This is a genomic window from Collinsella sp. LCP19S3_A7 (genome assembly GCF_052121995.1).
Lineage (GTDB): Bacteria > Actinomycetota > Coriobacteriia > Coriobacteriales > Coriobacteriaceae > Collinsella.
Genome location: NZ_JBQKDE010000002.1, coordinates 20,296 through 45,506 on the forward strand (window position 1 = coordinate 20,296; position 25,211 = coordinate 45,506).

Below are 25,211 nucleotides of genomic sequence, written 5' to 3' on the forward strand. Positions count from 1 at the left end.
AATTTGCAGAGACCGAATGTGGAGCACCTGTGGCAGACAATGCCGCAGGTGAATGTTGCGTTTTGTTGATCGATGTGATTGATAAGGGTGATAAAACGTTTTTTCACCCTGATAAAACGTTTTAGCAAATATACTAGTCCCAACGAATGGTTGCCGTATTGGAGGGCGACCGCACAGCGGAGGGACATAAACAATGGCTAAAACACTGGGGACGCCGTGGCAAAAGCTGGGCCACGAGGTGCCGGCTTCCGAGCTCGAGGGCGTCGACCTGTATTGGCGTGCATCGAATTATCTGTCCGTCGGTCAGATCTACCTTCGCTCTAACCCGCTCATGCGCCCCGACTTTGTCGATGAGAAAACCGGCGAGGTGCGCGACTTTGGTCGCCCGGACGTTAAGCACCGCCTGGTCGGTCACTGGGGCACCACGCCCGGCATCAACTTCCTGTTCGGTCATGTCAACCGCCTCATCGCCGATCACAACCAGAACGCGATCTTCTTGATGGGCCCGGGTCACGGTGGTCCCGCTGGCACCGCCCAGTCGTTGCTCGATGGTACCTACCGCGAGATTCGCCCCGACATTACCAATGACGAGGCCGGCCTGCAGAAGTTCTTCCGCCAGTTTTCCTACCCCGGCGGTATTCCGAGCCATTTTGCGCCCGAGACGCCTGGCTCCATCCACGAGGGCGGCGAGCTCGGCTACACGCTCAGCCACGCCTACGGTGCCGTCATGGATAACCCGAGCCTGCTGGCCGTGGCTGTGGTGGGCGACGGCGAGTCCGAGACCGGTCCGCTCGCGACCTCTTGGCAGTCTAACAAGCTCGTGAACCCGGCAACCGATGGTATCGTCCTGCCGATCCTGCACCTCAACGGCTACAAGATCGCCAACCCCACCATTCTTGCCCGCGTGTCCGACGAGGAGCTCGCCAAGTTCTTTGAGGGCATGGGCTATAAGCCGCATTTCTTTGTCGCCGGCTTTGACGACGAGAGCCACGCGAGCATTCATGCGCGTTTTGCCGCCCTGTTTGAGCAGGTCTTCGATGAGATCTGCGACATCAAGGCCACCGCTATGGCTCAGGCCACTGCGGGCGAGACCGTGGTCCGTCCAGCCTATCCCATGATCGTGTTCCGCACGCCCAAGGGTTGGACCTGCCCCAAGCAGATTGATGGCAAGAAGACCGAGGACTCCTGGCGCGCCCATCAGGTGCCGCTCGCGAGCGCCAAAGATACCCACGAGCACTTCCGCGTGCTGCGCGAGTGGCTGCGCTCCTACAAGCCCGAGGAGCTCTTTACGCCCGAGGGCCAGGTGCGCCCCGAGGTGACGGCCTTTATGCCGACCGGCGAGCTGCGTATCGGCGCCAATCCCAACGCGAACGGCGGCAAGGTACGCCGCGAGCTCGAGCTTCCCGATATTCACGCTCACGAGATCCCCGTCGCAAGTAAGGGCCACGGCTGGGGCTCCACCGAGGCCGCCCGCGTCTTTGGTGAGTACACTGCCGATGTTCTGGCCAAGAACATGGATGATTTCCGCATCTTCGGTCCCGACGAGACCGCGTCCAACCGCCTGCAGGCTGCCTATAAGGTGACCAAGAAGCAGTGGGATGCCGGTTTCTACGAGGACGATGCCAACGACGAGCTACTGGCCGGTTCCGGTAAGGTTGTCGAGCAGCTGTCCGAGCACCAGTGCGAGGGCTTCCTCGAGGCCTACGTGCTCACCGGCCGCTCCGGTGTGTGGAGCTCCTACGAGAGCTTTGTTCACGTGGTCGATTCCATGGTCAACCAGCACTGCAAATGGCTCGAAGCAACCAAGCGCGAGATTCCGTGGCGTGCTCCTATCAGCGGCCTCAACATTTTGCTGTCGAGCCATGTCTGGCGCCAGGACCACAACGGCTTTTCGCACCAGGACCCCGGCTTTATCGACCTGCTGCTCAACAAGGCCAACGACACGCATGTCGTGAATGCTTATTATCCGGCCGATGCCAATATGGCCCTTGCTGTGGCCGAGCGCGTCTACCAGTCCACCGACTGCGTCAATGCCATCTTCTGTGGCAAGCAGCCCGCCCCCACCTTCCAGACGGTCGACGAGGCCAAGTCTGAGCTCGCCGAGGGCGTAGCGACTTGGGAGTGGGCATCGACTGCCGACTCGCTCGCCGAGGCCGACGTCGTGGTCGCTACTTGCGGTGACGTGCCGACGCTCGAGGCACTGGCCGCAACCGATATGCTGCGCGGGCTGGGCATCAAGGTCTGGTTTGTCAACGTAGTCGATCTGCTCAAGATCCAGAACGTCTGCGAGAACGACCAAGCCATCAGCGATGAGCGCTGGGCTGAGTTGTTTGGCCGCGGCGAGAAGCCCGTGCTCTTCGCATTCCACGCTTATGCCGGCACGATTCGCCGCCTGATCTGGAACCGTCCCGGCCACGATGCCTTCCGCGTTCACGGCTACGAGGAGAAGGGCTCCACGACCACGCCGTTTGACATGCTGCGCCTGAACAACATGGACCGCTGGGCCCTGGCCGCCGACGTGCTGCGCATGGTCGACGCCGATAAGTTTGCCGAGCAGATTGATGAGTGGGAGGCCTTCCGCACCGAGGCCTTTGAGTTCGCGTGCGACGAGGGCTTCGATCACCCGGCCTTTACCGACTGGGTCTGGCCCGACGCCGCAGCCGCAACCGCTGCTGACGGCGTACTCTCCGCAACGCAGTTAACTGCCGGCGACAACGAATAGCATCCGGGACGGTCTCGCGCTGGGGCCGCCTCCGGGCGGGTGCCTTCCTCTGAGAAGTGGGCTTCGCGAACTTCTCAGAGGAAGGCACCCGCCCGGAGGCGGCCCTCTCGACCGTTTCGATATGCGGGGGCTGATTCTTTTTTATGTAATGGGGACCTTGCTTATGCTGCCTTAGAAGCCGTGCATCTAACTATGGTCAGCCAAGATTGCATTGCCGGGGCGGGGGGGGGGGGGGGGGGGGGGGGGGGGGGGGGGGGGGGGGGGGGGGCGGGGCCCCCCCCGCCCCCCCCCCCCCCCCCCCCCCCCCCCCCGTCCTCGTCCGTGAACTTTTCCGCTGGGCGAGCCATAGACACCACGCACCGATGCAGTAAAGCGGCGGCTTGAAATTGGTGCTATATTCAACTTGAGTTGTTTAATACTAGTACGGGAGGCTGATATGGGGCTGTTCAAGAAGAAAAACCCGCAGGATGCCTTTGATCCCGATGTGTTTACCATCACGGATACGATTTTGGACCCGCCGCGGTTTACGTTTTTGCCGGCTATCTACCAGGATGCCACGCGTCGCAAGTGGGCCGTGCATCAGCGCGGCGGCGAGCCGAAGATTTTTGACTATGCGGACGTTTTGCAGTGCGAAGTGGCCGAGGCGGGCGATCCGGAGGCCGAGGAAGTGGTCTCAAAACAGGAATTTGCCCAGCGTATCCTGGCAAATCCTGCCAAGGCGGCGAAAATAAACGCTGCCAAGCGTAATATGTGTCTTGGTATGGGCGTTGTTGTGGCGGTTCAGACGGGAAAAGACGAGGTTTCGAAATTAGAGATTCCCGTTATGACCGACGAAGTCAAACGCGATTCAAGTCTATATAAGTCGTATCGGAATGTTGCCGAGAAGATCAAGGCCGAATTTGATGCCATGGGAGGGCTGGTCTAATTTTGGCGGCATACGTTTCTGAATGAGGAGTCTGTGCAATGGCAGGCGAATCTTATGCAATTCCCCCCAAAGATCGTGCTGTTGAGGGAATTCTTTGGTATATCCAGCACCACCAGCTTGCCGGCGGCGATCGCCTGCCGGCCGAGCGCGTGCTGTGCGAAGAGATCGGCGTTTCGCGTACAGCGTTGCGCGCCGGTATCACGCGGCTCATCTCTTGTGGAACGCTCGAGAGCCGTCGCGGATCGGGTACGTATGTGTGTCCTCCCAAGCCGCTGAACATCTTCCAGGAAACGTATAACTTCTCCGATGCTGTGCGGACTGCCGGCCTGCACCCCTCTTCTCGTCTGGTTTCCACCGGGACTATCGAGGCGGATGAGGCGCTTGCCGACAAGCTTGGGGTGTCTGTAGGCGCTCCTTTGCTCCGCATGCAGCGCGTTCGACTTATTGAGGGCGAGCCGGCGTCAATCGAGACTGCTCACGTTAACCTGTCCCTGTGCCCATCGCTTACCGAGCACGATTTTGAGTGCGAGAGCCTTTACGATGTCTTGCTCAAAGAAGGCGGCGTGCGTGTTGAGCATGGACGTGAGCATATCTCCATCTCGCGTTTGAACGCCGAAGAGGCCGAGCTGCTCCAGCAAGAAGAGGGAACGCCGGTGTTCTATGAGAGCACGATCGAATTTGATAAGGACATGCGTTTTGTGGAGCATTGCAAATCGGTGATTTTGCCCACAAAGTTCCGCTTTGCCGATAACGGCGAAAAGAACGGCATGAGGAGCGTGGCAGGTGAACAATGGCTGAAACAGTAGATGCCACCCCGGTTTATATGCGCATTCGACGCCGCATCGAGGAGCGTATCGAGCGCGGTATATATCCCACGGGTTCCATGATTCCGTCCGAAAAAGACCTCGCCGAGGAATTTGGTACGACACGCTTGACCATCCGAAGCGCTGTCGATGAGCTGGTTCGGCGCGGGCAGATTCGCCGTGTTCGGGGAAAAGGTGCCTTTGTGGCGCAGAAAGTACCTGCTTTTTTTGAACGCACGGGCGGTTTCCGTGAATCGGTCCGTGCTTCGGGCGGCGAGCCGTCCGTCCGTATCCTCGCGCGTTCCAAGCGTTATGCGGGCCCATATTATGCCAACCTGTTTGGCATTGCCGAGGACGATTTGTTGTATTCGATTCGGCGTTTGAACTGCGTCAACGGCGATCCCGTATCGATTGAGATGGCGTTCATCCCGTGCCGGCTGTTTCCCACAATCGAAGATATTGACGTGTCGGTCTTCAGCTTGTACGAGACCTATGAGATGCTAGGCCGAAAGCCGGTCATGGCTCAGGAGAAGCTCGATATCGAGGCGGTGGGCGCACGCGACGCGGGCTTGCTCGGCTTGGAACAAGGGGATCTTGTTTTGCTTTTGGAATGTGTGAGCTATGACGCGAGCGGTCAGGCTATCGAGTACGTAAAGTCCTTCAATCGTGGCGATGCGGGCGGCTACACCTATACGTACTAGCTGGTGCTTTGCATCACGCGCGGTATCAGCCGGTCTGTTTGGGCAATTTGACCGACTGTATATACAACCTTACAGGGCTCAAAATCGACCGTTCGCCGATGGGGATAAATTAATCGACAAAGAGGTATCAAAAAGCCGTAACCTGTAACTGTGATTGGTATCAAATACTAATGATTTGTTACGAGGTGAGACGATGAAGATGCTCGATTACGTTCAGCTTGCCCATGTGCGTATGGGAGAGAACCTCGAGCGTTCGTCTGAGCTGGTAGCGCAGCTCGTTGATATTTTCCAGTCCGGTTCTTTTGACGCGCTGCGCATCGTTGCTTCGGGTTCGTCGCGCCATGCTGCGGATTGCGCCCGCGATTACCTGCAAGATGCGCTGCAGATGCAGGTGTCCGTTGTGACGCCCGAGGCCTTCGTCGATTTTGAACACACCTATCCACAGCATGCGCTTAACATTGCCGTCTCGCAGAGCGGCTATTCAACCAATACGATTGCGGCGCTCGATTACATGCGCGCACACGATATGGCTGCAGTTGCGCTCACGGCAAACGTCGAGGCACCCATCAAGGAATACGCTGACATCGTTCTTGACTACGGTGTGGGCGTCGAGTCGGTGGACTTTGTGACTCTGGGCGTCGAGGTTCTCGTTGAGTACCTGGTGCTCTTTGGTATTTACGGCGGTCAGGCGCGCGGAACGATTGACGCCAAGGGCGTTGCCCAGCGTCTTGACGACCTGCGCGAGGCTATCCAGGCCAATGCCGTGATGTGCAAGACCGCCGAGGCATATGTCCAAGACCACATGCTCGAGCTTTCTGAGCACACGCCCGCTATGGTCGTCGGCAACGGCCCCAACTACGGTGTTGCCGAGGAGGCAGCGCTCAAGCTGAGCGAGACCATCAAGATTCCTGCCATGCATCACGAAGGCGAGGAGTTCGTCCACGGTCCCGAGATGCAAATCGTTCCGGGCTATCTGGTGTTTATCGTCGACGATCCGCAGGGGTCGGAGCGTCTTGCGGATATCGCCGATGCGCTATCGAACGTTACGGCAAAAACGGTGCTGCTCACGGCCCATCCCAAGGGTAGGGCTCACGAGGTTGCGGTGCCTCAGGTGGCTCCGCTGCTCAGCGCAATTCCCAATCTTGTGTTCTTCCAGACGGTTGCGGCCATGATCGCCGAGCGTCTGAAGTCATGGGACGTGCACCCGTATCTCGATGCCGTCTCCAAGCAAATGGAGGTCAAGGCAGAGGGCTACGAAGAGTCAGTCAATGCGCTTAAGGCCAAAGCGGCTGAGTGTTACGGAATGTAAGCGGGTTTTGATGCCCGTTGGCATGGGGGATGTGGAAACAACCCCAGAAAGGAGAGACAAATGAAGGAAACCGAGAAGATCGAGATCATGCATTTCGACCAGGAGGGCTATCTCGAGGACGGTAAGGCGCTCTACGAGACCGGCAAGAAGATGACCGCGCTCGCCGACAAGGTCGCCGACGAGGGCTACGACGCCGTGTTCCTGATGGGCGTCGGCGGCACCTGGGACGAGCTCATGCAGCTCGAGTACCTCATGAACAAGTTCGGCGACCGCGACCTCGAGGTCTACCTGATCCACGCCGCCGAGTGGAACGTCTCCGGCCACAAGCGCATGACCGAGAAGTCCGTCGTGCTCACCGCCTCCGAGTCCGGCACCACCCCCGAGGTCCTCGAGGCCGTCAAGAAGATGAAGGGCATGGGCGTGCGCGTCTACGCCATGACCAAGCCCGAGGGCCCGATCGGCCAGGCCGTCGGCGCCGAGAACTGCGTCGCCATGGCTTCCGACCATGGTTCGGGCGGCTGCGAGAAGGGCTACTACCTCGCCGACTGCTTCGGCCTGCGCCTGCTCAACCGCCGCGGCTGCTTCCCCAAGTTCGACCTGTTCATCGAGCAGACCAAGGACATCTGGAAGGACATGCTCGATATCCGCAAGCGCTTCGAGCCGCGCGCCGAGGAGCTCGCCAAGAAGTACGCCCTGGCCCCCTACACCATGTTCATCGGCTCCGGCGCCCTGTGGGGCGAGACGATCCTGTTCTCGATGTGCATCCTCGAGGAGATGCAGTGGAAGCGCACCCGCTACATCACCTCGGCCGACTTCTTCCACGGCACCCTCGAGCTCGTGGAGCCCGGCGTCCCGGTGTTCCTGTTCATGGGCGAGGACGAGAACCGCAAGCTCGACGAGCGCGTCCGCGCCTTCCTGACCCGCGGCGTGACCGGCGACACCGACATCAACATCATCGACACCGCCGAGTTCGCGATCCCCGGCCTTGACGACGAGTTCCGCGTCATCGTGTCCCCGTGGATTCTGACGGTGCTCGTTACCGACCGCCTGGCTCGCTACTACGAGACGGTCACCAAGCACAATCTCAAGTATCGCCGCTACTATCACCAGTTCGACTACTAAAGAAAACGGGTGCGGGAACGCGCCGGGCTATTGAGAGGAACACAGAATGAGACAGTACATCATCGCCAGCCATGCGCACTTCGCTACCGGCATCAAGGAGAGCATCGAGCTGCTCTCGGGCGCTCGCGACAACGTCCACGATCTTTCGATGTTCGTCGATGACCGCATGGACGTGGCCGAGGAGGCCCAAAAACTGCTGGCAGGCATGTCTGCCGACGATGATGTCGTCGTGTGCACCGACCTCTTTGGCGGCAGCGTCAACAACGAGTTCACCAAGATCGTCCAGACGCGTCCCCGCACGTACCTCGTTACCAACATGAACCTTCCTCTGCTCATTCAGCTGCTGTTCTCTGACGAGTCGGCGCCGGTTGAAGAGACGATTCGCACCATCGTCGCTGCGGACGATACGCGCGTGAAGTTTGTCAACGATCTTTTGGTCGATGACGACGAGGAAGAAGAGTTCTAATCCGCAGCACCTACTGACACGCCGTAAGACGGCACAAGACCTTTGGGGGGTCACATTATGATTCAGCTACTTCGCGTCGACCATCGCCTGCTTCATGGCCAGGTCGCGGTCTCTTGGGTTCAGGGCCTCGGCTCCAACTGCATCTTCTGCGTGGGCGATAAGGTCGCTAACGACCCGGTGTGGAAGACGACGCTCAAGATGGGCAAGCCTGCCGGCTGCAAGCTCGTCATCAAGGATATGGCGAATGCCATCGAGGCCATTAACTCGGGTGTGACTGACAAATACAAGATGATTATCTGCGTCGCCACCATCGCTGAGGCAAAGCAGCTTGTTGAGGGCTGCCCGCAGATCAAGTCGGTCAACCTGGGCAACACCAAGCCCAAGGACGAGAAGCGCCCCGATGCTCGTCAGGTCTCTCGTCAGATCTTCCTGACTGCGGCCGAGGAAGCCGATGTGCGCGAGATGCTGAGCCGCGGCGTCGAGGTCGAGATTCGTCCTCTGGCCGACGACCCCAAGGTCGACTGCGCAAGCGTGCTCTAGGCGTTTAATTTCGAAGAGCCTGCGGGTTCTTCGTAGTGTCCTATTAGGAAAGGGGGATGTATGCTTACCCAAGCAATCCTCATCGGACTTATCGCCGCGTTTGGTAAGTTCGACTACCAGCTCGGTACGCTCTATGCGTTCCGCCCCATCGTCCTGTGCCCGCTCGTGGGCCTGGTGCTGGGGGACCTGCAGTCCGGCCTCGCGATCGGTGCGAGCCTGGAGCTGCTGTTCATGGGCTCAATCTCCATCGGTGCCTACGTGCCGCCCGATGAGACGATCGGCGGCGTGCTCGCCTGTGCCTTCGCTATCCAGCTGGGCCAGAGCACCGAGGCAGCCATCGCGCTCGCCATGCCCATCGCCACGCTGTGCCTTGCCATCAAGAACATCCTCAACGCCGCCCTGCCGATTTTGGTTGACCGCGCCGATGTTTTCTCTGCCCGGGGCAACCTTAAGGGCGTCTATGCGATGCACTTCCTGATCGGTTCCACCGGTATCATCATGGCGTTCCTGTTGTGCTCGCTGTCGTTCTATCTGGGTGCTGACGCTATCCAGGGCGTGCTCGACTTTATCCCCGACTTTGTCCTTGCTGGCTTTGGCGTTGCCGCCAACATCCTGCCTGCCATGGGCTTCGCCATGCTCGGCCGCCTTGTGCTCACCAAGCAGCTCGTGCCCTTCTACTTCCTGGGCTTCCTGCTGTGCTCTTACGCCAACGTGCCCGTTCTGGGCGTCGCCCTGATCGCCATCATCATCGGCATCGACAAGTTCGACCTGCTCGGCCTGGGCGGAGCCCAGCCCCAGCTCTCCGCGGAAGGGGATGAGGACGATGACTTCTAGTCCCGAGAACAAGATCACGCGCTCCGACCTCGTCAAGAGCGCCGTCAACGTCGGCGCCCTGGGCATGGAGTTCTCCTGGACCTACTACAAGCAGATGAACATCGCCTTCTGCCTGATGGTCGCCAACATGCTCAAGAAGATCTACGCCGGCCGCCCCGACGACTACGCCGAGGCCCTGCACCGCCACTGCGCGTTCTTCAACATCACCGTCCAGTTCGCCCCGTTCGTCGGCGGCATCGCGATGGCCATGGAGGAGAAGGTCGCCCGCGGCGAGATCGAGCCCGAGAGCGTCAACGACGTCAAGGCCGCCCTCATGGGCCCGCTGTCCGGCATCGGCGACTCCATCTTCCTGTCGACGCTGCGCGTGGTCGCCGCCGCGGTGGGCATCAGCCTGTGCCAGGCCGGCAACCCCTTCGGCCCCATCGCCTTCCTGCTCATCTACAACGTCCCCGGCTTCGCGCTGCGCGTCTGGGGCGCCGTCAAGGGCTACGAGCTGGGCGTGGGCTTCCTGGACGAGGCCCAGAGGACCGGCCTCATGCAGAAGATCATGACCTGCGTGGGAATCGTGGGCGTCATGGTCGTGGGCGCCATGTGCAAGGACATGTTCTGGGCCAGCATCCCGGTGGCCATCGGCTCGGGCGAGGACGCCCAGACCCTCCAGGACATCCTGGACGGCATCATGCCCGGCATGCTCGGCATGATCGCCTTCTGGCTGTACTACTGGCTGCTGTCCAAGAAGATCAACCCCATGGTGCTGATCGTGGCCACCATGGTCGTGGGCATCATCGGCGCGTTCTTCGGCGTGCTGGCGTAAGGGCCCGGCCTATTATCTGCCCCCAAGGGAAACGGCGACCCGTTGTGGTCGCCGTTTTTTATTACCGAAAGCTAGCTGGAGGTGCTTCGTGATTCGATCTGACAATCCACCCGATAATGGCGTGAGCGGGGCGATGTATCTATTTGGTACGGCGCTCTTGTGGAGTTTTATCGGCATCCTCGTTCGCGCCAATTCGCAGTCAGCTCTTTTGATCGGTGCCGTCACGGCAATATTTATGGCGCTCTTTATCCTGCTCGTCGGCAGGCCCGTCTTCCGCGTCAGCCGCCTTATTGTCCTTGTGGCCGTCTGCAACTTCGTGACGGGCACCACGTTTAACTTTGCCAACCAGCTCACGACGGTCGGCAACGCGATCGTCCTGCAGTACACCTCGATGATTTTCGTTATCGTGTATCAGTCGCTCGCAACTCGCACGTTGCCCTCGCCTGCGAAGATTGCCTCCGTGGTGGTTGCTTTTACGGGTATGGGACTGTTCTTTTTAGGCGATTTGAGTGCCGAGGGCATGCTCGGCAACCTGCTTGCCGTCATTTCGGGCGCCACCTTTGGGCTGTGTTTCTTTTTGAACTCTCGCCCCGATGCGTCGCCCATGGTGTCCTCGCTCATCTCCTGCGGTATCTCGATGCTGCCGATCGTCTATTTTGCCGGCGCCCTAGACTCCGTAAGACCATTTGAGTGGGGGCTCATGCTGGTGCATGGCCTTTTTTGCAGTGGCCTTGCGAGCGTGCTGTATGCCAAGGGAATCGCGCGCACCAATGCGTTTGCGGCCAACTTGGTCTGTATGAGCGAGGTTGTGCTCGCTCCCTGCTGGTCGGCGCTCCTCTTTGGCGAGGTCTTTCACTGGAACGAGTTTTTGGGCGCGGCGATTATCGTTTTGGTGATTGTAGGCAACTTGGCATCTGATGCCTTTGGCGATGGCTTTCTGGTGGCGCTTGTCCCCCATCGAAACAAAGAGCGTGCCTGATGGGATACGTCTGCCGTTTACGGTAAAAAACACCCCGCTGAGCGAGTGGTATTAAATAGTAAAAACCTGCATACCTATAATTGGTATTAAATCATTTGTATCTGGCATAGGTGTTAGCAGCACACCAGGTACGCTTCGAGCCGTGTAATCGAACTCCCGGAATTGATATCAACAACGCGCGCGACGGGAGTGACGACGGTTCGAGATTCTTTATTGGGAGGAATTATGCTTGTCCAAGCAATCCTCGTCGGCTTAGTCGGAGCGTTTGGATGCCTCGACTACCAGCTCGGCACCCTCTACGCGTTCCGACCCATCGTCCTGTGCCCGCTCGTGGGCCTGGTGCTGGGGGACATGCAGACCGGCCTTGCCGTTGGCGCCAGCTTGGAGCTGCTGTTCATGGGCTCGATATCCATCGGCGCTTACGTGCCGCCTAACGAAACCGTCGGCGGCGTGCTCGCCTGCGCGTTTGCCATTCAGCTCGGTCAGGGTACCGAGACGGCCATCGCGCTCGCCATGCCCATCGCCGTCCTTTCGCTGACGATCGGCAACATTACGGATGCTGGATTCTCGATCATTGTTGACATTGCTGACAAGTGCGCTGCCAAGGGCAACCTCAAGGGTATCTACGCGGCACATTGGAGCATGGGCCTCTTTGGCTGCTTTGAGTACTTCCTGCTGTGCGGCGGCGCATTCTACCTGGGTTCCGACGCCATCCAGGGCCTGCTCGACTTCATCCCGACCTTTGTGATCGATGGCTTTGGCGTTGCAGCCAACATCCTGCCTGCCATGGGCTTCGCCATGCTCGGCCGCCTGGTGCTCACCAAGCAGCTCGTGCCCTTCTACTTCCTGGGCTTCCTGCTGTGCTCCTACGCCAACGTGCCCGTCCTGGGCGTCGCCCTGATCGCCATCATCATCGGCATCGACAAGTTCGACCTGCTCGGCCTGGGCGGAGCCCAGCCCCAGCTCTCCGCGGAAGGGGATGAGGACGATGACTTCTAGTCCCGAGAACAAGATCACGCGCTCCGACCTCGTCAAGAGCGCCGTCAACGTCGGCGCCCTGGGCATGGAGTTCTCCTGGACCTACTACAAGCAGATGAACATCGCCTTCTGCCTGATGGTCGCCAACATGCTCAAGAAGATCTACGCCGGCCGCCCCGACGACTACGCCGAGGCCCTGCACCGCCACTGCGCGTTCTTCAACATCACCGTCCAGTTCGCCCCGTTCGTCGGCGGCATCGCGATGGCCATGGAGGAGAAGGTCGCCCGCGGCGAGATCGAGCCCGAGAGCGTCAACGACGTCAAGGCCGCCCTCATGGGCCCGCTGTCCGGCATCGGCGACTCCATCTTCCTGTCGACGCTGCGCGTGGTCGCCGCCGCGGTGGGCATCAGCCTGTGCCAGGCCGGCAACCCCTTCGGCCCCATCGCCTTCCTGCTCATCTACAACGTCCCCGGCTTCGCGCTGCGCGTCTGGGGCGCCGTCAAGGGCTACGAGCTGGGCGTGGGCTTCCTGGACGAGGCCCAGAGGACCGGCCTCATGCAGAAGATCATGACCTGCGTGGGAATCGTGGGCGTCATGGTCGTGGGCGCCATGTGCAAGGACATGTTCTGGGCCAGCATCCCGGTGGCCATCGGCTCGGGCGAGGACGCCCAGACCCTCCAGGACATCCTGGACGGCATCATGCCCGGCATGCTCGGCATGATCGCCTTCTGGCTGTACTACTGGCTGCTGTCCAAGAAGATCAACCCCATGGTGCTGATCGTGGCCACCATGGTCGTGGGCATCATCGGCGCGTTCTTCGGCGTGCTGGCGTAAGGGCCCGGCTGCATAGATTTTCGTTGCAACCTGGAAAGGGGATGGAGCAGGCCTATGCCCTCCATCCCCTTTTTGTATAGAAGGAGTTCGTATGTTCGCGAAGGATCGCGAAGCAATGCGCCTGACGCCGGCAGAGGTCAGGCTGATTCTTATTGAGTCCCTGCAGTGGTGCGCCAACAACGCGGTCTACTTTTTGGGGCTTATCGGTGCGGCCACGTATGATCTGGCCGGCACGGCCTTTTTGGTTGCCGCCATTACGCTCGTGCGTAATCTTATGACGTCGGCAGGCAATATGGTGTCGGGCTCGGTCATCGATCGCTTTGGACCGCGCCGGACGTCGTTTGTGACGTGCGTGATTACGGCAGTGCTATCGCTTGGCGTGGGGTTGGCGCCGTTGTCTGTCCCCGGGCTTGTGTTTGCCGCGTGCGTCTTGGGACTTGCGGGCGGCTTTATCAACACCTGCACGCATGCGTTTCCGGGATACCTGGAGTCGACCACCGAGGGCCGTACCCGCGTGAACGGCCTCATGGTGTTCTACAGCAATATCGCCTATACCGCTGGCCCGCTGCTCGGCGGTGCCATCGTGAGCTGTTTTGCCACGCAATCGGTCTATCTGCTCATGGCGGGCATGATGGGTGTGGCGGCCGTGCTCTCCTTGGGCTGTCACGAGTGTGTTGCTCCCGCAAAAGGGGAGAAGCCGAAGGGCGGTATTCTGGGCGGCATGGCCGAGGGCGCGCGACTTACGTTTCGCGACCACGACCTGCGTCTCATCTTTATCTCGGGCTTTTTGGGTTTCTTTGCGTTTGGCGCGTTCGATTCGCTGGAGTCGTTGTTCTACCGCGATGTGCTCAACGTGGATATCGTCTGGCTGGGCTGGCTGTCCTCGGTCGTGGGCCTCACTTCCTCGGTGGGCGCGTTCATCCTGACCAAGCTTTCTGCTCGCCATGTCAACCTGCGATTGTTGCTCGGCGCGCTCATGGCCGTGGGCATTGGGTCCATGGTGTACGTGGGCACCGATATGCTGGGGGTCGCGATTATCGGTCAGGCGATTAACGGTCTGGCCTGGGGATTCCTGGAACCGCTGCAGATGATCTTGATTCAGGAGCGCGCCGACATCAAATACCTGGGGCGCATTACCGGCTTTGTGCGTTTTGGCCTGATGAGCGCCGGCGTGCTGCCGCTGCTGGCGGCTCCTTTTTTGGCGGAGGCTTTGGGCGTCCAAGCGGTGCTATTTGGGGCATCGACCATTATTGCGCTGGTAGGAACGCTGTTCTTTGTCACACAAGGGAGGCGCCAGAGGCGTTAGCTATACATTCAATTCTAATTTAATACCACTCATCAGAGAATTTCGACCGTTCACCGATGATTGGAACAGATTGATAAGTGGTATTAAAAACACGTTAGGTGTATGTCTATAATTGGTATCGAAAATAAACGCGATATATAGAGTTGCGTGCAGGACAGAAAGGAAAAGCCATGAAGGAAACCGAGAAGATCGAGATCATGCATTTCGACCAGGAGGGCTACCTCGAGGACGGCAAGGCGCTCTACGAGACCGGCAAGAAGATGACCGCGCTCGCCGACAAGGTCGCCGACGAGGGCTACGACGCCGTGTTCCTGATGGGCGTCGGCGGCACCTGGGACGAGCTCATGCAGCTCGAGTACCTCATGAACAAGTTCGGCGACCGCGACCTCGAGGTCTACCTGATCCACGCCGCCGAGTGGAACGTCTCCGGCCACAAGCGCATGACCGAGAAGTCCGTCGTGCTCACCGCCTCCGAGTCCGGCACCACCCCCGAGGTCCTCGAGGCCGTCAAGAAGATGAAGGACATGGGCGTGCGCGTCTACGCCATGACCAAGCCCGAGGGCCCCATCGGCCAGGCCGTCGGCGCCGAGAACTGCGTCGCCATGGCTTCCGATCATGGTAACGGCGGCTGCGAGATGGGCTACTACCTCGCCGACTGCTTCGGCCTGCGCCTGCTCAACCGCCGCGGCTGCTTCCCCAAGTTCGACCTGTTCATCGAGCAGACCAAGGACATCTGGAAGGACATGCTCGACATCCGCAAGAGCTTCGAGCCGCGCGCCGAGGAGCTCGCCAAGAAGTACGCCCTGGCCCCCTACACCATGTTCATCGGCTCCGGCGCCCTGTGGGGCGAGACCATCCTCTTCTCGATGTGCATCCTCGAGGAGATGCAGTGGAAACGCACCCGCTACATCACCTCGGCCGACTTCTTCCACGGCACCCTCGAGCTCGTGGAGCCCGGCGTCCCGGTCTTCCTGTTCATGGGCGAGGACGAGAACCGCAAGCTCGACGAGCGCGTCCGCGCCTTCCTGACCCGCGGCGTGACCGGCGACACCGACATCAACGTCATCGACACCGCCGAGTTCGCGATCCCCGGCCTTGACGACGAGTTCCGCGTCATCGTGTCTCCGTGGATCCTCTCCTCGCTGATCACCGATCGCCTTGCCGCTTACTACGAGACGGTCACCAAGCACAACCTCAACTACCGTCGCTACTATCACCAGTTCGACTACTAAGAGCAAATAACGTTTGTGTAATTGGGCCTCGCTCCTATATGGAACGGGGCCTCGCTTGGGTTGGAGAGTAATTATGAGCTATCCCCAGCTTGCCGCCATGAATATCAGCCATCGTTATTTTGACCTTGAGGAGTTCTTTTCTTCGGCAGCGGCCTCGGGCTACACGTGTTGCGAGCTTTGGACCGGGGCGATGCATCTGTATGTCGATTGCCATGGATACGATTCGCTCGAGCAGGTGCGGGAGCTATCACAGCGGTATGGGGTTCGGATTGTGGGGCTTTGTCCCGAACAGAACAACCCCAAGCCGTGGAATATCGCGGCGCGCGGGAATGAGGCGCGCGCCCGCACGCTCGCGTACTTTAAGAACGTTGTGGATATCGCGACGGAACTTGGAGCCGAGCAGGTCATGGTCTCGAGCGGCTGGGCATTTTTGAACGAGCCGATCGAGGACGCGTGGGGTCGCAGCGCCTCGATGCTGCGTGCGATTGGCGAGCATGCGGGAGAGCGCGGCGTGCGACTGGTGCTCGAGGCCCTACAGCCGGTTGAGTCGATGATCGTGAACTCGGCGGCCGACACGAAGCGCATGATCGAGGCAGTTGATCATCCGGCACTTAAGGCGTGTCTGGATTTGGGCGCTATGGCGGTGGCAGGGGATACCATCGACGATTATTTCGATCTGCTTGGCGATGATGTCGCCCACGTGCATTTTGTCGATGTTGCGGCAGACGGCACGACGCATCTTGCCTGGGGTGACGGCGACCGCGATATGCGCGCCGACCTGGATAGGCTGGTGGCGCGCGGCTATCGCGGAGTTGTTTCGGCCGAGACCTATGACTGGCGCTATTTTGCCGACCCCGCAGCTGCCGATGCGCAGGTAATGGCAGAGTATCGTCGTGCGATTGGCGCCTAAGTGGGACAGGGCGCCGAGCTGGCGTTTGGCGAATTTTAGTTTGGCGCTCTCTGAGAAATGGGACAGGCTTTCCGCTTGAAGCCCAACCGGAAAGCCTGTCCCGGAATGAGCCTCCAGAATGGGATGTACTTTCCGTATGCGGTCCTATCCGGAAAGTACATCCCATTCCAAGCCCAAATTCCGGGACGCACTTTCCGCTGAAGACCTCAACCGGAAACCGCATCCCGTTCTGGACTGTAATTTCGGGGCGCAGTTTCCGCCAGAAGTCTCAACCGGAAACCGCATCCCAGTTTTTGGCCGGCGGGCGGGATGTGCCTCCTCCATTGTTTCCAAATGAATACGCTGTGAGCCGAGGGGGACGGTTCTCCCCGCAAGCACTCTAGTATGCTAAAGTACCCAGAAGACCGGCGGAGCTATGCCGGTCTTCTGTTCTATAAGAAACACAGCATGAGGAGGCTCACCAGATGACGGCCACACCGTGGGGATTCCGGGACATATTGCCCGAGGAGGCTCAGGCACGCGAGGAGATCGCGTATACGGTGAAGGGCTGCTTAAGGGAGCATCATTACCTTCCGGTCGAGACGCCGCTGCTCGAGGACAAGGGTTCGCTCGAGGAGGGCGGCCGCATTGCGGACACGCCGTTTAAGCTCTTTGATGACGACGGTCGCCTGCTGGTGGTCCGTCCCGACAACACGCTGCCGATCGTGCGCCTGGTTTCGACCCGCATGCGTGCGGCCGATCTGCCCCTGCGCCTTCGCTACGAGGCGCCGGTGGTTCGCGAGTGCCAGCGCAATGCCGGTGGCTCGCGTCAGTTTACGCAGCTGGGCTTTGAGCTTATCGGTGCGGGCGATACCGCGGGCGATGTAGAGATTGTTTCGCTGGTGGCCGAGGCCGTGCGTAAGCTGGCGCTTCCCGATGCTCGTATTATCGCAGGTAGCGTGCGTCCTTTTAAGGAGCTGCTCGCGGCGTGCGAGGATCGCGAGCTGGCAGCCGAGGCCCTGCGCTGCGTGCATGCCAACGACTTTGTGGGTCTCGATTCCCGCGTGGCTGCCAGCACCGAGTCTGATGCCGTCAAGGCCGCCATTAGCGAGCTGCCGCGCCTGCACGGTGGTGCCGAGGTGCTCGACCGCGTGGACGCGCTGTTGGAGGCCGCCGGTATCGCCGCGCCGCCGACGCGCGAGCTGCGTGCCCTGGTCGAGGGCTTGGCTCCCGAGGACGCCCAGGTGCTGTCGTTCGATTTCTCCATCATGAACTCTTTCGATTACTACACGGGCCTGGTCTTTAAGGCCTATGCCGGTGGCTTGCCCGATCCGGTCGGTTCGGGCGGACGCTACGACTCCATCTTTACCGGTGCATTTGGCGACGGCATCGAGGTGCCGGCGGCGGGCTTCGCCTTTTCGCTCGAGCGTCTGGAGGCCGCGCGTACCTCGGCAGAGGACGCTGCTTCCGACGGCGATCACGCCGCGGGCCGTGGTGCCGAGGGTCCGCTGCGCATTGCCGTGCCCAAGGGCTCGCTTAAGGCTGACACGCTCGACGTGCTCGAGGCCGCGGGCCTGGACGTCTCTGAGTTGCGTGACCCCGGCCGTCACCTGATTGTGCGCGGTCGCGACACGCGTGCCGGTGAGGGCACGGTCGGCGATATCGAGTTTGTTATCGTGCGACCCAGCGATGCGCCCGCCTTTGTGGGCTGCGGTGGCGCCGATTGCGGCATCTGCGGCTGGGACTCGCTCATCGAGGCCGACCTCAACCTGCTGCAGCTGGTCGATCTGGGCTATGGCCTGTGCACCTTTATCGAGGCAGAGCCCGCGTGGCGCGCCGGTCAGGCCGAGCGCAACTATGCTCGCCGCGGGTCGCTTCGCGTGGCTACCAAATATCCGCGCATCGCGAGTGCCTGGTATGCCGAGCGCGGTGTGAACGCCGATATCGTCTCGCTGCACGGTAACATCGAGCTGGGCCCCATCGTCGGCATGACCGACCGTATCGTGGATATTACCGCCACGGGTGCCACGCTGCGCGACAACGATTTGGTCATCACCGGCCGCATTATGGACTGCACGGCGCGCTTTTTTGTCAACCCGGGTGCCGCTCGCTTAGATCCGCGCGTACGCAATCTGGCAGATCGCTTGGCGGCGGCCGTTAAGGACAAGCATTTTGAGCCCGTTGCGGGCTCGGCACAATAGCGCGAGCACGCACGGGCGCCCCAACGTCTGAGCTGCGGGCCGATGGGCGCCGCCGCCCGGCCTCTCGTTTTTCGAACACAACCTCGACCGATAGGGGATACCGATATGAAGACTATCAAGCTTGCTCCCGGTGAGCGTCTCGTTACCAACCAGCTCAACCGCAAGGGCGTGCTGCCGCAAAACATCGTCGACGCCGCCCACGATATCGTGGCCAACGTGCGCGCCAACGGCGATGCCGCGGTGCGCGACTGCTGTCAGCGTTTTGACGGTGTTGAGCTGCAGAGCTTCCGTCTGCCGCAAGAGCAGATCGATGCCGCGCTCGAAGGCCTCGACCCGGCCTTTGTCGCGGCGCTCGAGAAGGCTGCGCGCCAGATTCGCGAGTTCCACCAGCGCGAGGTCGAGCAGAGCTGGTTTACCACGCGTGCAGATGGCACCATGCTCGGCGTTAAGGTGACCCCGCTTGCGGCGGCCGGCATCTACGTGCCGGGCGGTCGCGCGCAGTATCCCTCCACGGTGCTCATGAATGCCATTCCCGCCAAGGTGGCCGGCGTTGAGCGCGTGGTCATGGTGACCCCGCCGCAAAAAGATGGCCTGATCAGCCCCTACACGCTCGCCGCGGCAAAGCTCGGCGGCGTGGACGAGATCTATATGGTGGGCGGCGCTCAGGCCGTGGCCGCGCTGGCATACGGTACCGAGACCATTCCGCGCGTCGACAAAATCACCGGTCCGGGCAACGCCTTTGTTGCCGCGGCCAAGCAGATTGTCTCGGGCGACGTGGGTATCGATATGGTCGCCGGTCCCTCCGAGGTCTGCGTGCTGGCAGATGCCACGGCCAAACCCATGGTGGTCGCGGCCGACCTGATGGCCCAGGCCGAGCACGATCCGCTAGCAGCCTGCTATCTGGTGACCTGCGACGAGCAGTTTGCGCGCGAGGTCGAGGCGGGTATCGACATTTTGGTGGCACAGTCCCCGCGTGCCGAGATCACGCGCGCCTCGCTCGACAACGAGGGCACCATCGTGGTGGCCGCCGATATGGCTGCTGCCGTCGAGGCGGTGAACACCGTGGCGCCCGAGCACCTAGAGCTGCACTGCAAGGATGCGATGGGCCTGCTCGGCGGCATTCGCAACGCCGGCGCCATCTTTGTGGGCGCTTGGAGCTCCGAGCCGCTTGGCGATTATGTTGCCGGCCCCAACCACACGCTGCCGACCGGCGGCACGGCCATGTTCTCCAACCCGCTTTCGGTCGAAGAATTCGTCAAGCGCTCGAGCGTCATTTGCTATACGCCCGAGGGCCTGCTCTCGGACGCTCCCGCGACGCAGCGTTTGGCCGAGGCCGAGGGCCTGTGGGCGCACGCGCTTTCCGCCGCGCTGCGTCGCCGTGTGCTGGAGCAGGGCGAGGGTGCCGTGAGTGCTGAGTCTCTGGCCGCGGCCGACCTGACCAAGGTCGCCTGGCCGGGCGACGCCGTGGCGACGGTCGCCGAGGGTGTGGACCTAGCGGCTGCAAGCGCGGATGGCGCTGGCGCGACCGGCGAGGAGGCCTAAAATGGCCGAGCTGACGTCTCGCATGAAGGAGCTCGTCCAGCCCTACTTGGCTGGCATTGAGCCCTACAATCCCAACTTTACGCCCACGCGCATCAACCTTTCGGCCAACGAGAACACCTATCCCGTGCCGGCTGGCGTGCGCGAGGCGGTCGACGCCGCCCTGGCTGCCACGTCGCTCAACCGCTACCCCGATCCCATGTCGAACGACCTGCGCGACGAGCTTGCTGCCTGGCATGGTGTGGCGCGCGAGAATGTCTGCGTGGGCAACGGCGGCGACGAGCTGCTCTATAACTACCTGCTGGCATTTGGCGGTGCGGGGCGGACCCTGCTCAACTGCCCGCCGTGTTTTAGCGAGTATGCGTTCTTTGCGTCGCTCTGCCAGACCGAGGTGCGCGACGTGTGGCGCGACCCGGCGACCTTTGAGCTCGACCAGGCTGCCGTGCTCGCGGCGGCGCCCGAGTGCAACCTGGCCATAGTGACCTCGCCCAATAACCCCACGGGTGACGTGGCACCGCTCGACTTTGTCGCGGCCCTGTGCGATGCGTGCCCCGGCATGGTGATGGTCGACGAGGCCTACGTTGAGTTCGCCGACGCTTCGTTTGGCGCGGCCACCACAGCGCAGGGACTTATCGCCGAGCATCCCAACCTGGTGATCCTGCATACGCTGTCCAAGGCGTTTGGCGCCGCCGGCACGCGTCTGGGCTATGTGATTGCGGCGCCCGAGGTCATCGACGTGTTCGCGGCGATTCGCCAGATCTATTCGGTCAACGTGCTGAGCCAGGCGGCGGCGCTTGCCTGCGTGCGCGCCCGCGATGCGTATGCGCCCGTGGTGGCACAGGTCGCATCCGAGCGCGAGCGCGAACTGTGTGCCCTGCGCGCAATGGCTGCCGGGGGTCTGCCCGTGGAGGCATGGCCGAGTGCGGCGAACTTTGTGCTCGTGCGCACGCCGCATGCTACGCGCGTGCGTGAGCGCCTGCGCGACGAGTATTCGATTTTGGTGCGCGACTTTAGCTACGCGCCGGGGCTTGCGGACTGTCTGCGCATTACCGTGGGCACCCCGCAGGAAAACGATGAGGTGCTGGCTGCGTTTGCCGCGCTGGTGAAGGAGGAGATGTAGATGAGCCGTTATGCCGAGGTGACCCGCAAGACGGGGGAGACCGACATTGTTGTCAAACTCGACCTGGACGGATGCGGCGTGTGCGATATCTCGACGGGCGTACCGTTTTTCGACCACATGCTCAACGCCTTTGGCCGCCATGGCCTGTTTAATTTGACGGTGCATGCAGTAGGCGACGCGGAGGTCGACGCGCACCATACCGTCGAGGACACGGGCATTGTGCTGGGTGAGGCGTTTTGCCAAGCGCTGGGCGACAAGGCGGGTATTACGCGCTTTGCAGACGCGGCGATTGCCATGGACGAGACGCTCGTGATGGCCGCCGTGGACATTTCGGGTCGAGGCCAGGCCTACTGCGAGCTGCCCGTGCCGACCGAACGTGTGGGCAGCTTCGATACCGAGCTGGCCGTCGAGTTCTTCTATGCCTTTGCGCGCGATGCCAAGCTCACGCTGCACGTGCGCGAGCTCGCAGGCGGCAACTCGCATCACATTATCGAGGCCGCCTTTAAGGCCGTGGGCCGCACGATGCGCCACGCCTGCGAGCTCGATCCCCGCGTGCAGGGCATCCCCAGCACCAAGGGCTCGCTGTAACCTACCAAAAAGGGACAGGTTTATTTTGGCAGGTTTTATCTGCGGAAATGCTGTCTCATACGGTGGGTGAACGTTTAACCGACCAAAATAAACCTGTCCCTTTTTGGCAGGTTTTGAATGGGAAAAAGGAGGGTCGCGTGGGCGAACCGAAGATCGTGGTGGTCGACTACCACAAGGGCAACTTGTCGAGCGTCGTGCGCGGGCTTGTGCGCGCCGGTGCCGCCGCCTGCACGTCGGACGATCCGGAGCAGATCCGCCGCGCCGACGGCCTGGTCATCCCGGGCGTGGGTGCGTTCTATGACGCGATCGCCTTTATGCGCCAGAGTGGCGAGGAGGCGGCCGTGTTCGACGCCGTCGCCGCCGGAACCCCGCTGTTCGGCATCTGCCTGGGCCTTCAGCTATTTTTTGAGCGCGGCAACGAGGGCGTGCCTGCGGACGAGGGCGCGGTCGCCGACGGCAGCGCCCCCGAGCAGGCTGGCGGTCCCTGGGTCGATGGCCTGGGCATTATGCGCGGTTCGTGCACGCGCTTGGAGTCGAGCCGCCTGAAGGTGCCGCACGTGGGCTGGGACCAGGTGCACATGACGCCCACCGGTGCGGCCGATCCGCTGCTTGCCGGTTTTGCCGAGGGTGCCAACATGTACTTCACCCACAGCTACGCGGTGGCTGACGACGCCGATGCCGCCGATGTGCTGGCGTGCACACACTATACGCGGAGCTTCCCGTGCATCGTGCGCCATGGCAACGTGTGGGGCTGCCAGTTCCATCCCGAGAAATCCTCCGCGCTGGGTCAGCGCATCCTTAAGAACTTTGTGAGCATCGTCGAGGAGGTTGGCCGATGATCCTGTTTCCCGCAATCGATCTGATCGGTGGCAAGGTCGTGCGCCTGGAGCGCGGTGACCGCAGCCGCTGCAAGGTATATTCCGACGATCCCGTGGCCGTTGCCCGCACGTTTGCCGAACAGGGCGCGAGCTGGGTGCACGTCGTCGACCTGTCCGCTGCCTTTGGCGAGGACGAGGGCGCACGCGCTGCCAACTCGGCGGCGATTAAGGCCATCTGCGGCGTCGACGGTCTGTCCGTGGACGTGGGCGGCGGCGTCCGCTCGCTTGCGCGCATCGACGAGTTGGCAGGCTACGGCGCATGCCGTATCGCGCTGGGCACCGTGCTGGTGACCGAGCCGGGTTTTGCCGAAGTGGCAGCCCAAGGCTTTGGCGAGTTGCTGGTGGCAGACATCGCCGCGCGCGACGGTCAGGTCAAGGTGAACGGCTGGCGAGACGGCGCAGGCGTGGCGCTCGACGATGCCGTCGCGCAGCTTTCCGAGCTGGGCTTTAAGCATCTGGTGTATACCGACATCGCGCGCGATGGCATGCAGACGGGTATCGATGTGGCGGCGTATCGCCATGTGGCCGAGGTCGCGGGCTTTCCCGTCGTGGCTTCGGGCGGCATCTCGACGCTCGACGATATCCGCGCACTGGCCGCGGTGGGTGAGGGCGCGATTGAAGGCACCATTACCGGCCGTGCGCTCTACGAGGGCAACTTTACGCTGGCCCAGGCGCTGGCCGCCGCCCGAGGGGAGGAGTAGCCCATGCTTACCAAGCGCGTAATTCCCTGTCTGGACGTCAAGGACGGCCGCGTGGTCAAGGGAGTTAACTTTGTGAGCTTGCGCGATGCGGGCGATCCGGTGGAACTGGCCCGCGCCTACGACCGCGAGGGTGCGGACGAGGTCGTCTTCCTGGACATTACCGCCACGAGCGACAACCGTGCGACGACCATCGAGATGGCGGCGCATGCGGCCGAGGAGCTCGCCATTCCTTATACCGTGGGCGGCGGCTTTCGCGACCTGGCGGGCATGCGCACCATGGTTGCCGCCGGTGCCGACAAGGTGTCGCTCAACTCGGCGGCTGTGCGCGATCCGTCGCTGATTAGCCAGGCCGCCGCGGCGTTTGGCAGCCAGGCCGTGGTCGTGGCGATCGATGCCAAGCGCGTCGGTTTGCCCGGCGCATCCGGTGCCGACAAGTGGGAAGTCTTCACGGCGGGCGGTCGCAACGCCACGGGCATCGACGCGGTGGCGTGGGCCGAGGAGGCGGCTCGTCGCGGTGCCGGCGAGATCTTGCTTACCAGCATGGACCGCGACGGCACCAAGGCCGGTTTTGATTTGGCGCTCACCCGCGCCGTGGCCCGCGCGGTGCCAATCCCCGTCATCGCGAGCGGCGGCGTGGGCACGCTCGAGCATTTTGCCGAGGGCGTGATCGAGGGCGAGGCCGACGCCGTGCTGGCGGCGAGCGTCTTTCACTTTGGAACCTTCAGCATTCGCCAGGTGAAGGAGTATATGGCCTCTCAAGGCATCCCTGTCAGGTTGGACTTCTAGCGCTGCGGCTTGCCCAGGTACCCGACCTTCCGGCTCCAACCCTCCTCGCGTACTTAAGTACGCGTCGTCGGGCTTGTCGCTCGGAATCTCGGGCACCTGGACAACCCTCGCCGACCTGCGAAGTTTGAATTTGGGGAGAGAAATGGAAGAGATAACCGATCCTTCAAAGCTTGCGTACGACGCCCGCGGGCTGATTCCTTGTGTGGTTCAGCAGTATGACACCGGCGAGGTGCTCATGGTTGCCTGGATGAACGAGGAGTCGGTGGGGCTGACGCTCAAGACCGGCACCACGTGGTTCTGGAGCCGCAGTCGCCAGGAGCTCTGGAACAAGGGCGCGACGAGTGGCAACATGCAGGAGGTTCGTGAACTCTGGGCCGACTGCGATAGCGATACGCTGCTGGTCAAGGTCGACTCGCCGGGTCCGGCCTGCCATACCGGCAACCGTACCTGCTTCTTTAAGAAACTCGCGTAGGGCGGGCGCTCGACCAGGCGCTTGGCCGACCAGAAAGGATTGAACCATGGGTGTGCGTACCGCAAATGTTCAGGATGGAAATATCGGCGAGACGCTAACGGGGCTGGCCGAGGTGATTCACGGTCGTCGCGATGCGTCGCCGCAGGAAAGCTATACCGCTCGACTGCTGACCGATGTGGAGGACGAGCTGCTCAAGAAGCTTGCCGAGGAGGCGAGTGAGGTGATCATGGCCTGCAAGGATAACGACCACGATCACATTCGCTACGAGGCTGGCGACCTGGTCTACCACCTGCTCGTGACGCTTGAGCGCTACGGCATTACCCTCGACGAGCTGGCCGGCGAGCTCAACGCCCGCCGCCACTAGTCGTTAAAGAACGTCCCCGATGACCATAGAAGTTGCGGTGGAATAGTTCTTGTTTGACGGTCTTGGGGCTATAAACAGGAACTATTTCACCGCAACTTATGAAGGGA

At 61.4% G+C, this 25,211-nt stretch carries 25 protein-coding genes; all 25 read left to right on the forward strand.

The genetic code is table 11. The annotated features are described in order from the left end of the window. Nucleotides 1-193: 193 nt before the first annotated feature. Nucleotides 194-2,722 carry a phosphoketolase family protein gene (locus ACTQV3_RS01450; RefSeq protein ID WP_441535987.1) on the forward strand — a complete coding sequence of 843 codons (2,529 nt, stop codon included), beginning with the start codon at nt 194-196 and terminating at the stop codon, nt 2,720-2,722. Between the two features lie 436 nt (nt 2,723-3,158). Then, nucleotides 3,159-3,647 carry a hypothetical protein gene (locus ACTQV3_RS01455; RefSeq protein ID WP_138374554.1) on the forward strand — a complete coding sequence of 163 codons (489 nt, stop codon included), beginning with the start codon at nt 3,159-3,161 and terminating at the stop codon, nt 3,645-3,647. A 38-nt stretch (nt 3,648-3,685) separates the two neighbouring features. Beyond that, complete coding sequence (locus ACTQV3_RS01460) at nt 3,686-4,453, forward strand: GntR family transcriptional regulator (protein WP_427719866.1); 768 nt, start codon at nt 3,686-3,688, stop codon at nt 4,451-4,453. Beyond that, a complete protein-coding gene (locus ACTQV3_RS01465; RefSeq protein ID WP_441069058.1) occupies nt 4,438-5,151 on the forward strand; it encodes a GntR family transcriptional regulator in 714 nt (237 codons plus the stop codon). The genes ACTQV3_RS01460 and ACTQV3_RS01465 overlap by 16 nt, the downstream gene beginning before the upstream one ends. Nucleotides 5,152-5,344: 193 nt before the next feature. Next, on the forward strand, nt 5,345-6,460 hold the full coding sequence (locus tag ACTQV3_RS01470) for an SIS domain-containing protein (RefSeq protein WP_441069060.1): 1,116 nt from the start codon (nt 5,345-5,347) through the stop codon (nt 6,458-6,460). Nucleotides 6,461-6,520: 60 nt separating this feature from the next. Further along, on the forward strand, nt 6,521-7,582 hold the full coding sequence (locus ACTQV3_RS01475) for an SIS domain-containing protein (protein WP_441069062.1): 1,062 nt from the start codon (nt 6,521-6,523) through the stop codon (nt 7,580-7,582). Nucleotides 7,583-7,628: 46 nt separating this feature from the next. Continuing rightward, nucleotides 7,629-8,048, forward strand: coding sequence for a PTS sugar transporter subunit IIA (locus tag ACTQV3_RS01480; protein WP_441069064.1), 420 nt, complete (start codon nt 7,629-7,631; stop codon nt 8,046-8,048). A 57-nt stretch (nt 8,049-8,105) separates the two neighbouring features. After that, complete coding sequence (locus ACTQV3_RS01485) at nt 8,106-8,588, forward strand: PTS sugar transporter subunit IIB (RefSeq protein WP_427719850.1); 483 nt, start codon at nt 8,106-8,108, stop codon at nt 8,586-8,588. Nucleotides 8,589-8,648: 60 nt separating this feature from the next. Beyond that, nucleotides 8,649-9,422 carry a PTS mannose/fructose/sorbose/N-acetylgalactosamine transporter subunit IIC gene (locus tag ACTQV3_RS01490; RefSeq protein WP_427794525.1) on the forward strand — a complete coding sequence of 258 codons (774 nt, stop codon included), beginning with the start codon at nt 8,649-8,651 and terminating at the stop codon, nt 9,420-9,422. Continuing rightward, the gene (locus ACTQV3_RS01495) at nt 9,403-10,236 is read left to right on the forward strand and encodes a PTS system mannose/fructose/sorbose family transporter subunit IID (RefSeq protein ID WP_195622533.1); all 834 of its coding nucleotides are present in this window, start codon (nt 9,403-9,405) and stop codon (nt 10,234-10,236) included. Before ACTQV3_RS01490 ends, ACTQV3_RS01495 begins: the two co-directional genes overlap by 20 nt. 88 nt (nt 10,237-10,324) lie before the next feature. After that, nucleotides 10,325-11,215 carry a DMT family transporter gene (locus tag ACTQV3_RS01500; protein WP_441069066.1) on the forward strand — a complete coding sequence of 297 codons (891 nt, stop codon included), beginning with the start codon at nt 10,325-10,327 and terminating at the stop codon, nt 11,213-11,215. A 225-nt stretch (nt 11,216-11,440) separates the two neighbouring features. Further along, entirely contained in the window at nt 11,441-12,214 is a 774-nt protein-coding gene (locus tag ACTQV3_RS01505; RefSeq protein ID WP_441069068.1) for a PTS mannose/fructose/sorbose/N-acetylgalactosamine transporter subunit IIC, read from the forward strand. Next, a complete protein-coding gene (locus ACTQV3_RS01510; RefSeq protein ID WP_195622533.1) occupies nt 12,195-13,028 on the forward strand; it encodes a PTS system mannose/fructose/sorbose family transporter subunit IID in 834 nt (277 codons plus the stop codon). The genes ACTQV3_RS01505 and ACTQV3_RS01510 overlap by 20 nt, the downstream gene beginning before the upstream one ends. Before the next feature lie 91 nt (nt 13,029-13,119). Then, nucleotides 13,120-14,334 carry an MFS transporter gene (locus ACTQV3_RS01515; protein WP_441535988.1) on the forward strand — a complete coding sequence of 405 codons (1,215 nt, stop codon included), beginning with the start codon at nt 13,120-13,122 and terminating at the stop codon, nt 14,332-14,334. Between the two features lie 170 nt (nt 14,335-14,504). Beyond that, a complete protein-coding gene (locus tag ACTQV3_RS01520; RefSeq protein WP_441535989.1) occupies nt 14,505-15,566 on the forward strand; it encodes an SIS domain-containing protein in 1,062 nt (353 codons plus the stop codon). A gap of 73 nt (nt 15,567-15,639) precedes the next feature. Further along, nucleotides 15,640-16,476: a sugar phosphate isomerase/epimerase family protein gene (locus tag ACTQV3_RS01525; RefSeq protein ID WP_441062947.1), complete on the forward strand. Its 837-nt coding sequence runs from the start codon at nt 15,640-15,642 to the stop codon at nt 16,474-16,476. Between the two features lie 464 nt (nt 16,477-16,940). After that, nucleotides 16,941-18,656: an ATP phosphoribosyltransferase gene (gene hisG, locus ACTQV3_RS01530; protein WP_441535990.1), complete on the forward strand. Its 1,716-nt coding sequence runs from the start codon at nt 16,941-16,943 to the stop codon at nt 18,654-18,656. 105 nt (nt 18,657-18,761) lie between these two features. Next, complete coding sequence (gene hisD / locus ACTQV3_RS01535) at nt 18,762-20,198, forward strand: histidinol dehydrogenase (protein WP_441535991.1); 1,437 nt, start codon at nt 18,762-18,764, stop codon at nt 20,196-20,198. A 1-nt stretch (nt 20,199) separates the two neighbouring features. Then, a complete protein-coding gene (gene hisC / locus ACTQV3_RS01540; RefSeq protein WP_441535992.1) occupies nt 20,200-21,315 on the forward strand; it encodes a histidinol-phosphate transaminase in 1,116 nt (371 codons plus the stop codon). After that, a complete protein-coding gene (gene hisB / locus ACTQV3_RS01545) occupies nt 21,316-21,903 on the forward strand; it encodes an imidazoleglycerol-phosphate dehydratase HisB (protein ID WP_441535993.1) in 588 nt (195 codons plus the stop codon). It abuts the gene before it with no gap. A 137-nt stretch (nt 21,904-22,040) separates the two neighbouring features. Further along, a complete protein-coding gene (hisH, locus tag ACTQV3_RS01550) occupies nt 22,041-22,742 on the forward strand; it encodes an imidazole glycerol phosphate synthase subunit HisH (protein WP_370450549.1) in 702 nt (233 codons plus the stop codon). Further along, nucleotides 22,739-23,482 (forward strand): HisA/HisF-related TIM barrel protein, encoded by a 744-nt coding sequence (locus tag ACTQV3_RS01555; RefSeq protein WP_441535994.1) that lies wholly within the window; start codon nt 22,739-22,741, stop codon nt 23,480-23,482. The genes hisH and ACTQV3_RS01555 overlap by 4 nt, the downstream gene beginning before the upstream one ends. Before the next feature lie 3 nt (nt 23,483-23,485). Next, entirely contained in the window at nt 23,486-24,268 is a 783-nt protein-coding gene (gene hisF, locus ACTQV3_RS01560; protein ID WP_117769949.1) for an imidazole glycerol phosphate synthase subunit HisF, read from the forward strand. A gap of 142 nt (nt 24,269-24,410) precedes the next feature. Further along, nucleotides 24,411-24,740, forward strand: a complete 330-nt coding sequence (gene hisI, locus ACTQV3_RS01565; protein WP_154515095.1) for a phosphoribosyl-AMP cyclohydrolase — start codon at nt 24,411-24,413, stop codon at nt 24,738-24,740. Nucleotides 24,741-24,786: 46 nt separating this feature from the next. Continuing rightward, nucleotides 24,787-25,104 carry a phosphoribosyl-ATP diphosphatase gene (gene hisE, locus ACTQV3_RS01570; protein ID WP_006235893.1) on the forward strand — a complete coding sequence of 106 codons (318 nt, stop codon included), beginning with the start codon at nt 24,787-24,789 and terminating at the stop codon, nt 25,102-25,104. The last annotated feature ends 107 nt before the right edge of the window (nt 25,105-25,211 follow it).

Excerpts from the sequence above, each read along its gene's own strand:
- ACTQV3_RS01505 (WP_441069068.1), top strand. The coding sequence starts at position 11,441 with ATGCTTGTCCAAGCAATCCTCGTCGGCTTAGTCGGAGCGTTTGGATGC.
- hisF (WP_117769949.1), top strand. The coding sequence starts at position 23,486 with ATGCTTACCAAGCGCGTAATTCCCTGTCTGGACGTCAAGGACGGCCGC.
- hisE (WP_006235893.1), top strand. The coding sequence starts at position 24,787 with ATGGGTGTGCGTACCGCAAATGTTCAGGATGGAAATATCGGCGAGACG.
- ACTQV3_RS01455 (WP_138374554.1), top strand. The coding sequence starts at position 3,159 with ATGGGGCTGTTCAAGAAGAAAAACCCGCAGGATGCCTTTGATCCCGAT.
- ACTQV3_RS01480 (WP_441069064.1), top strand. The coding sequence starts at position 7,629 with ATGAGACAGTACATCATCGCCAGCCATGCGCACTTCGCTACCGGCATC.
- ACTQV3_RS01470 (WP_441069060.1), top strand. The coding sequence starts at position 5,345 with ATGAAGATGCTCGATTACGTTCAGCTTGCCCATGTGCGTATGGGAGAG.
- hisB (WP_441535993.1), top strand. The coding sequence starts at position 21,316 with ATGAGCCGTTATGCCGAGGTGACCCGCAAGACGGGGGAGACCGACATT.
- hisC (WP_441535992.1), top strand. The coding sequence starts at position 20,200 with ATGGCCGAGCTGACGTCTCGCATGAAGGAGCTCGTCCAGCCCTACTTG.
- ACTQV3_RS01555 (WP_441535994.1), top strand. The coding sequence starts at position 22,739 with ATGATCCTGTTTCCCGCAATCGATCTGATCGGTGGCAAGGTCGTGCGC.
- hisI (WP_154515095.1), top strand. The coding sequence starts at position 24,411 with ATGGAAGAGATAACCGATCCTTCAAAGCTTGCGTACGACGCCCGCGGG.
- ACTQV3_RS01490 (WP_427794525.1), top strand. The coding sequence starts at position 8,649 with ATGCTTACCCAAGCAATCCTCATCGGACTTATCGCCGCGTTTGGTAAG.
- ACTQV3_RS01485 (WP_427719850.1), top strand. The coding sequence starts at position 8,106 with ATGATTCAGCTACTTCGCGTCGACCATCGCCTGCTTCATGGCCAGGTC.
- ACTQV3_RS01515 (WP_441535988.1), top strand. The coding sequence starts at position 13,120 with ATGTTCGCGAAGGATCGCGAAGCAATGCGCCTGACGCCGGCAGAGGTC.
- ACTQV3_RS01520 (WP_441535989.1), top strand. The coding sequence starts at position 14,505 with ATGAAGGAAACCGAGAAGATCGAGATCATGCATTTCGACCAGGAGGGC.
- hisG (WP_441535990.1), top strand. The coding sequence starts at position 16,941 with ATGACGGCCACACCGTGGGGATTCCGGGACATATTGCCCGAGGAGGCT.
- ACTQV3_RS01460 (WP_427719866.1), top strand. The coding sequence starts at position 3,686 with ATGGCAGGCGAATCTTATGCAATTCCCCCCAAAGATCGTGCTGTTGAG.
- ACTQV3_RS01525 (WP_441062947.1), top strand. The coding sequence starts at position 15,640 with ATGAGCTATCCCCAGCTTGCCGCCATGAATATCAGCCATCGTTATTTT.
- hisD (WP_441535991.1), top strand. The coding sequence starts at position 18,762 with ATGAAGACTATCAAGCTTGCTCCCGGTGAGCGTCTCGTTACCAACCAG.
- ACTQV3_RS01495 (WP_195622533.1), top strand. The coding sequence starts at position 9,403 with ATGAGGACGATGACTTCTAGTCCCGAGAACAAGATCACGCGCTCCGAC.
- ACTQV3_RS01475 (WP_441069062.1), top strand. The coding sequence starts at position 6,521 with ATGAAGGAAACCGAGAAGATCGAGATCATGCATTTCGACCAGGAGGGC.
- ACTQV3_RS01510 (WP_195622533.1), top strand. The coding sequence starts at position 12,195 with ATGAGGACGATGACTTCTAGTCCCGAGAACAAGATCACGCGCTCCGAC.
- ACTQV3_RS01450 (WP_441535987.1), top strand. The coding sequence starts at position 194 with ATGGCTAAAACACTGGGGACGCCGTGGCAAAAGCTGGGCCACGAGGTG.
- ACTQV3_RS01465 (WP_441069058.1), top strand. The coding sequence starts at position 4,438 with ATGGCTGAAACAGTAGATGCCACCCCGGTTTATATGCGCATTCGACGC.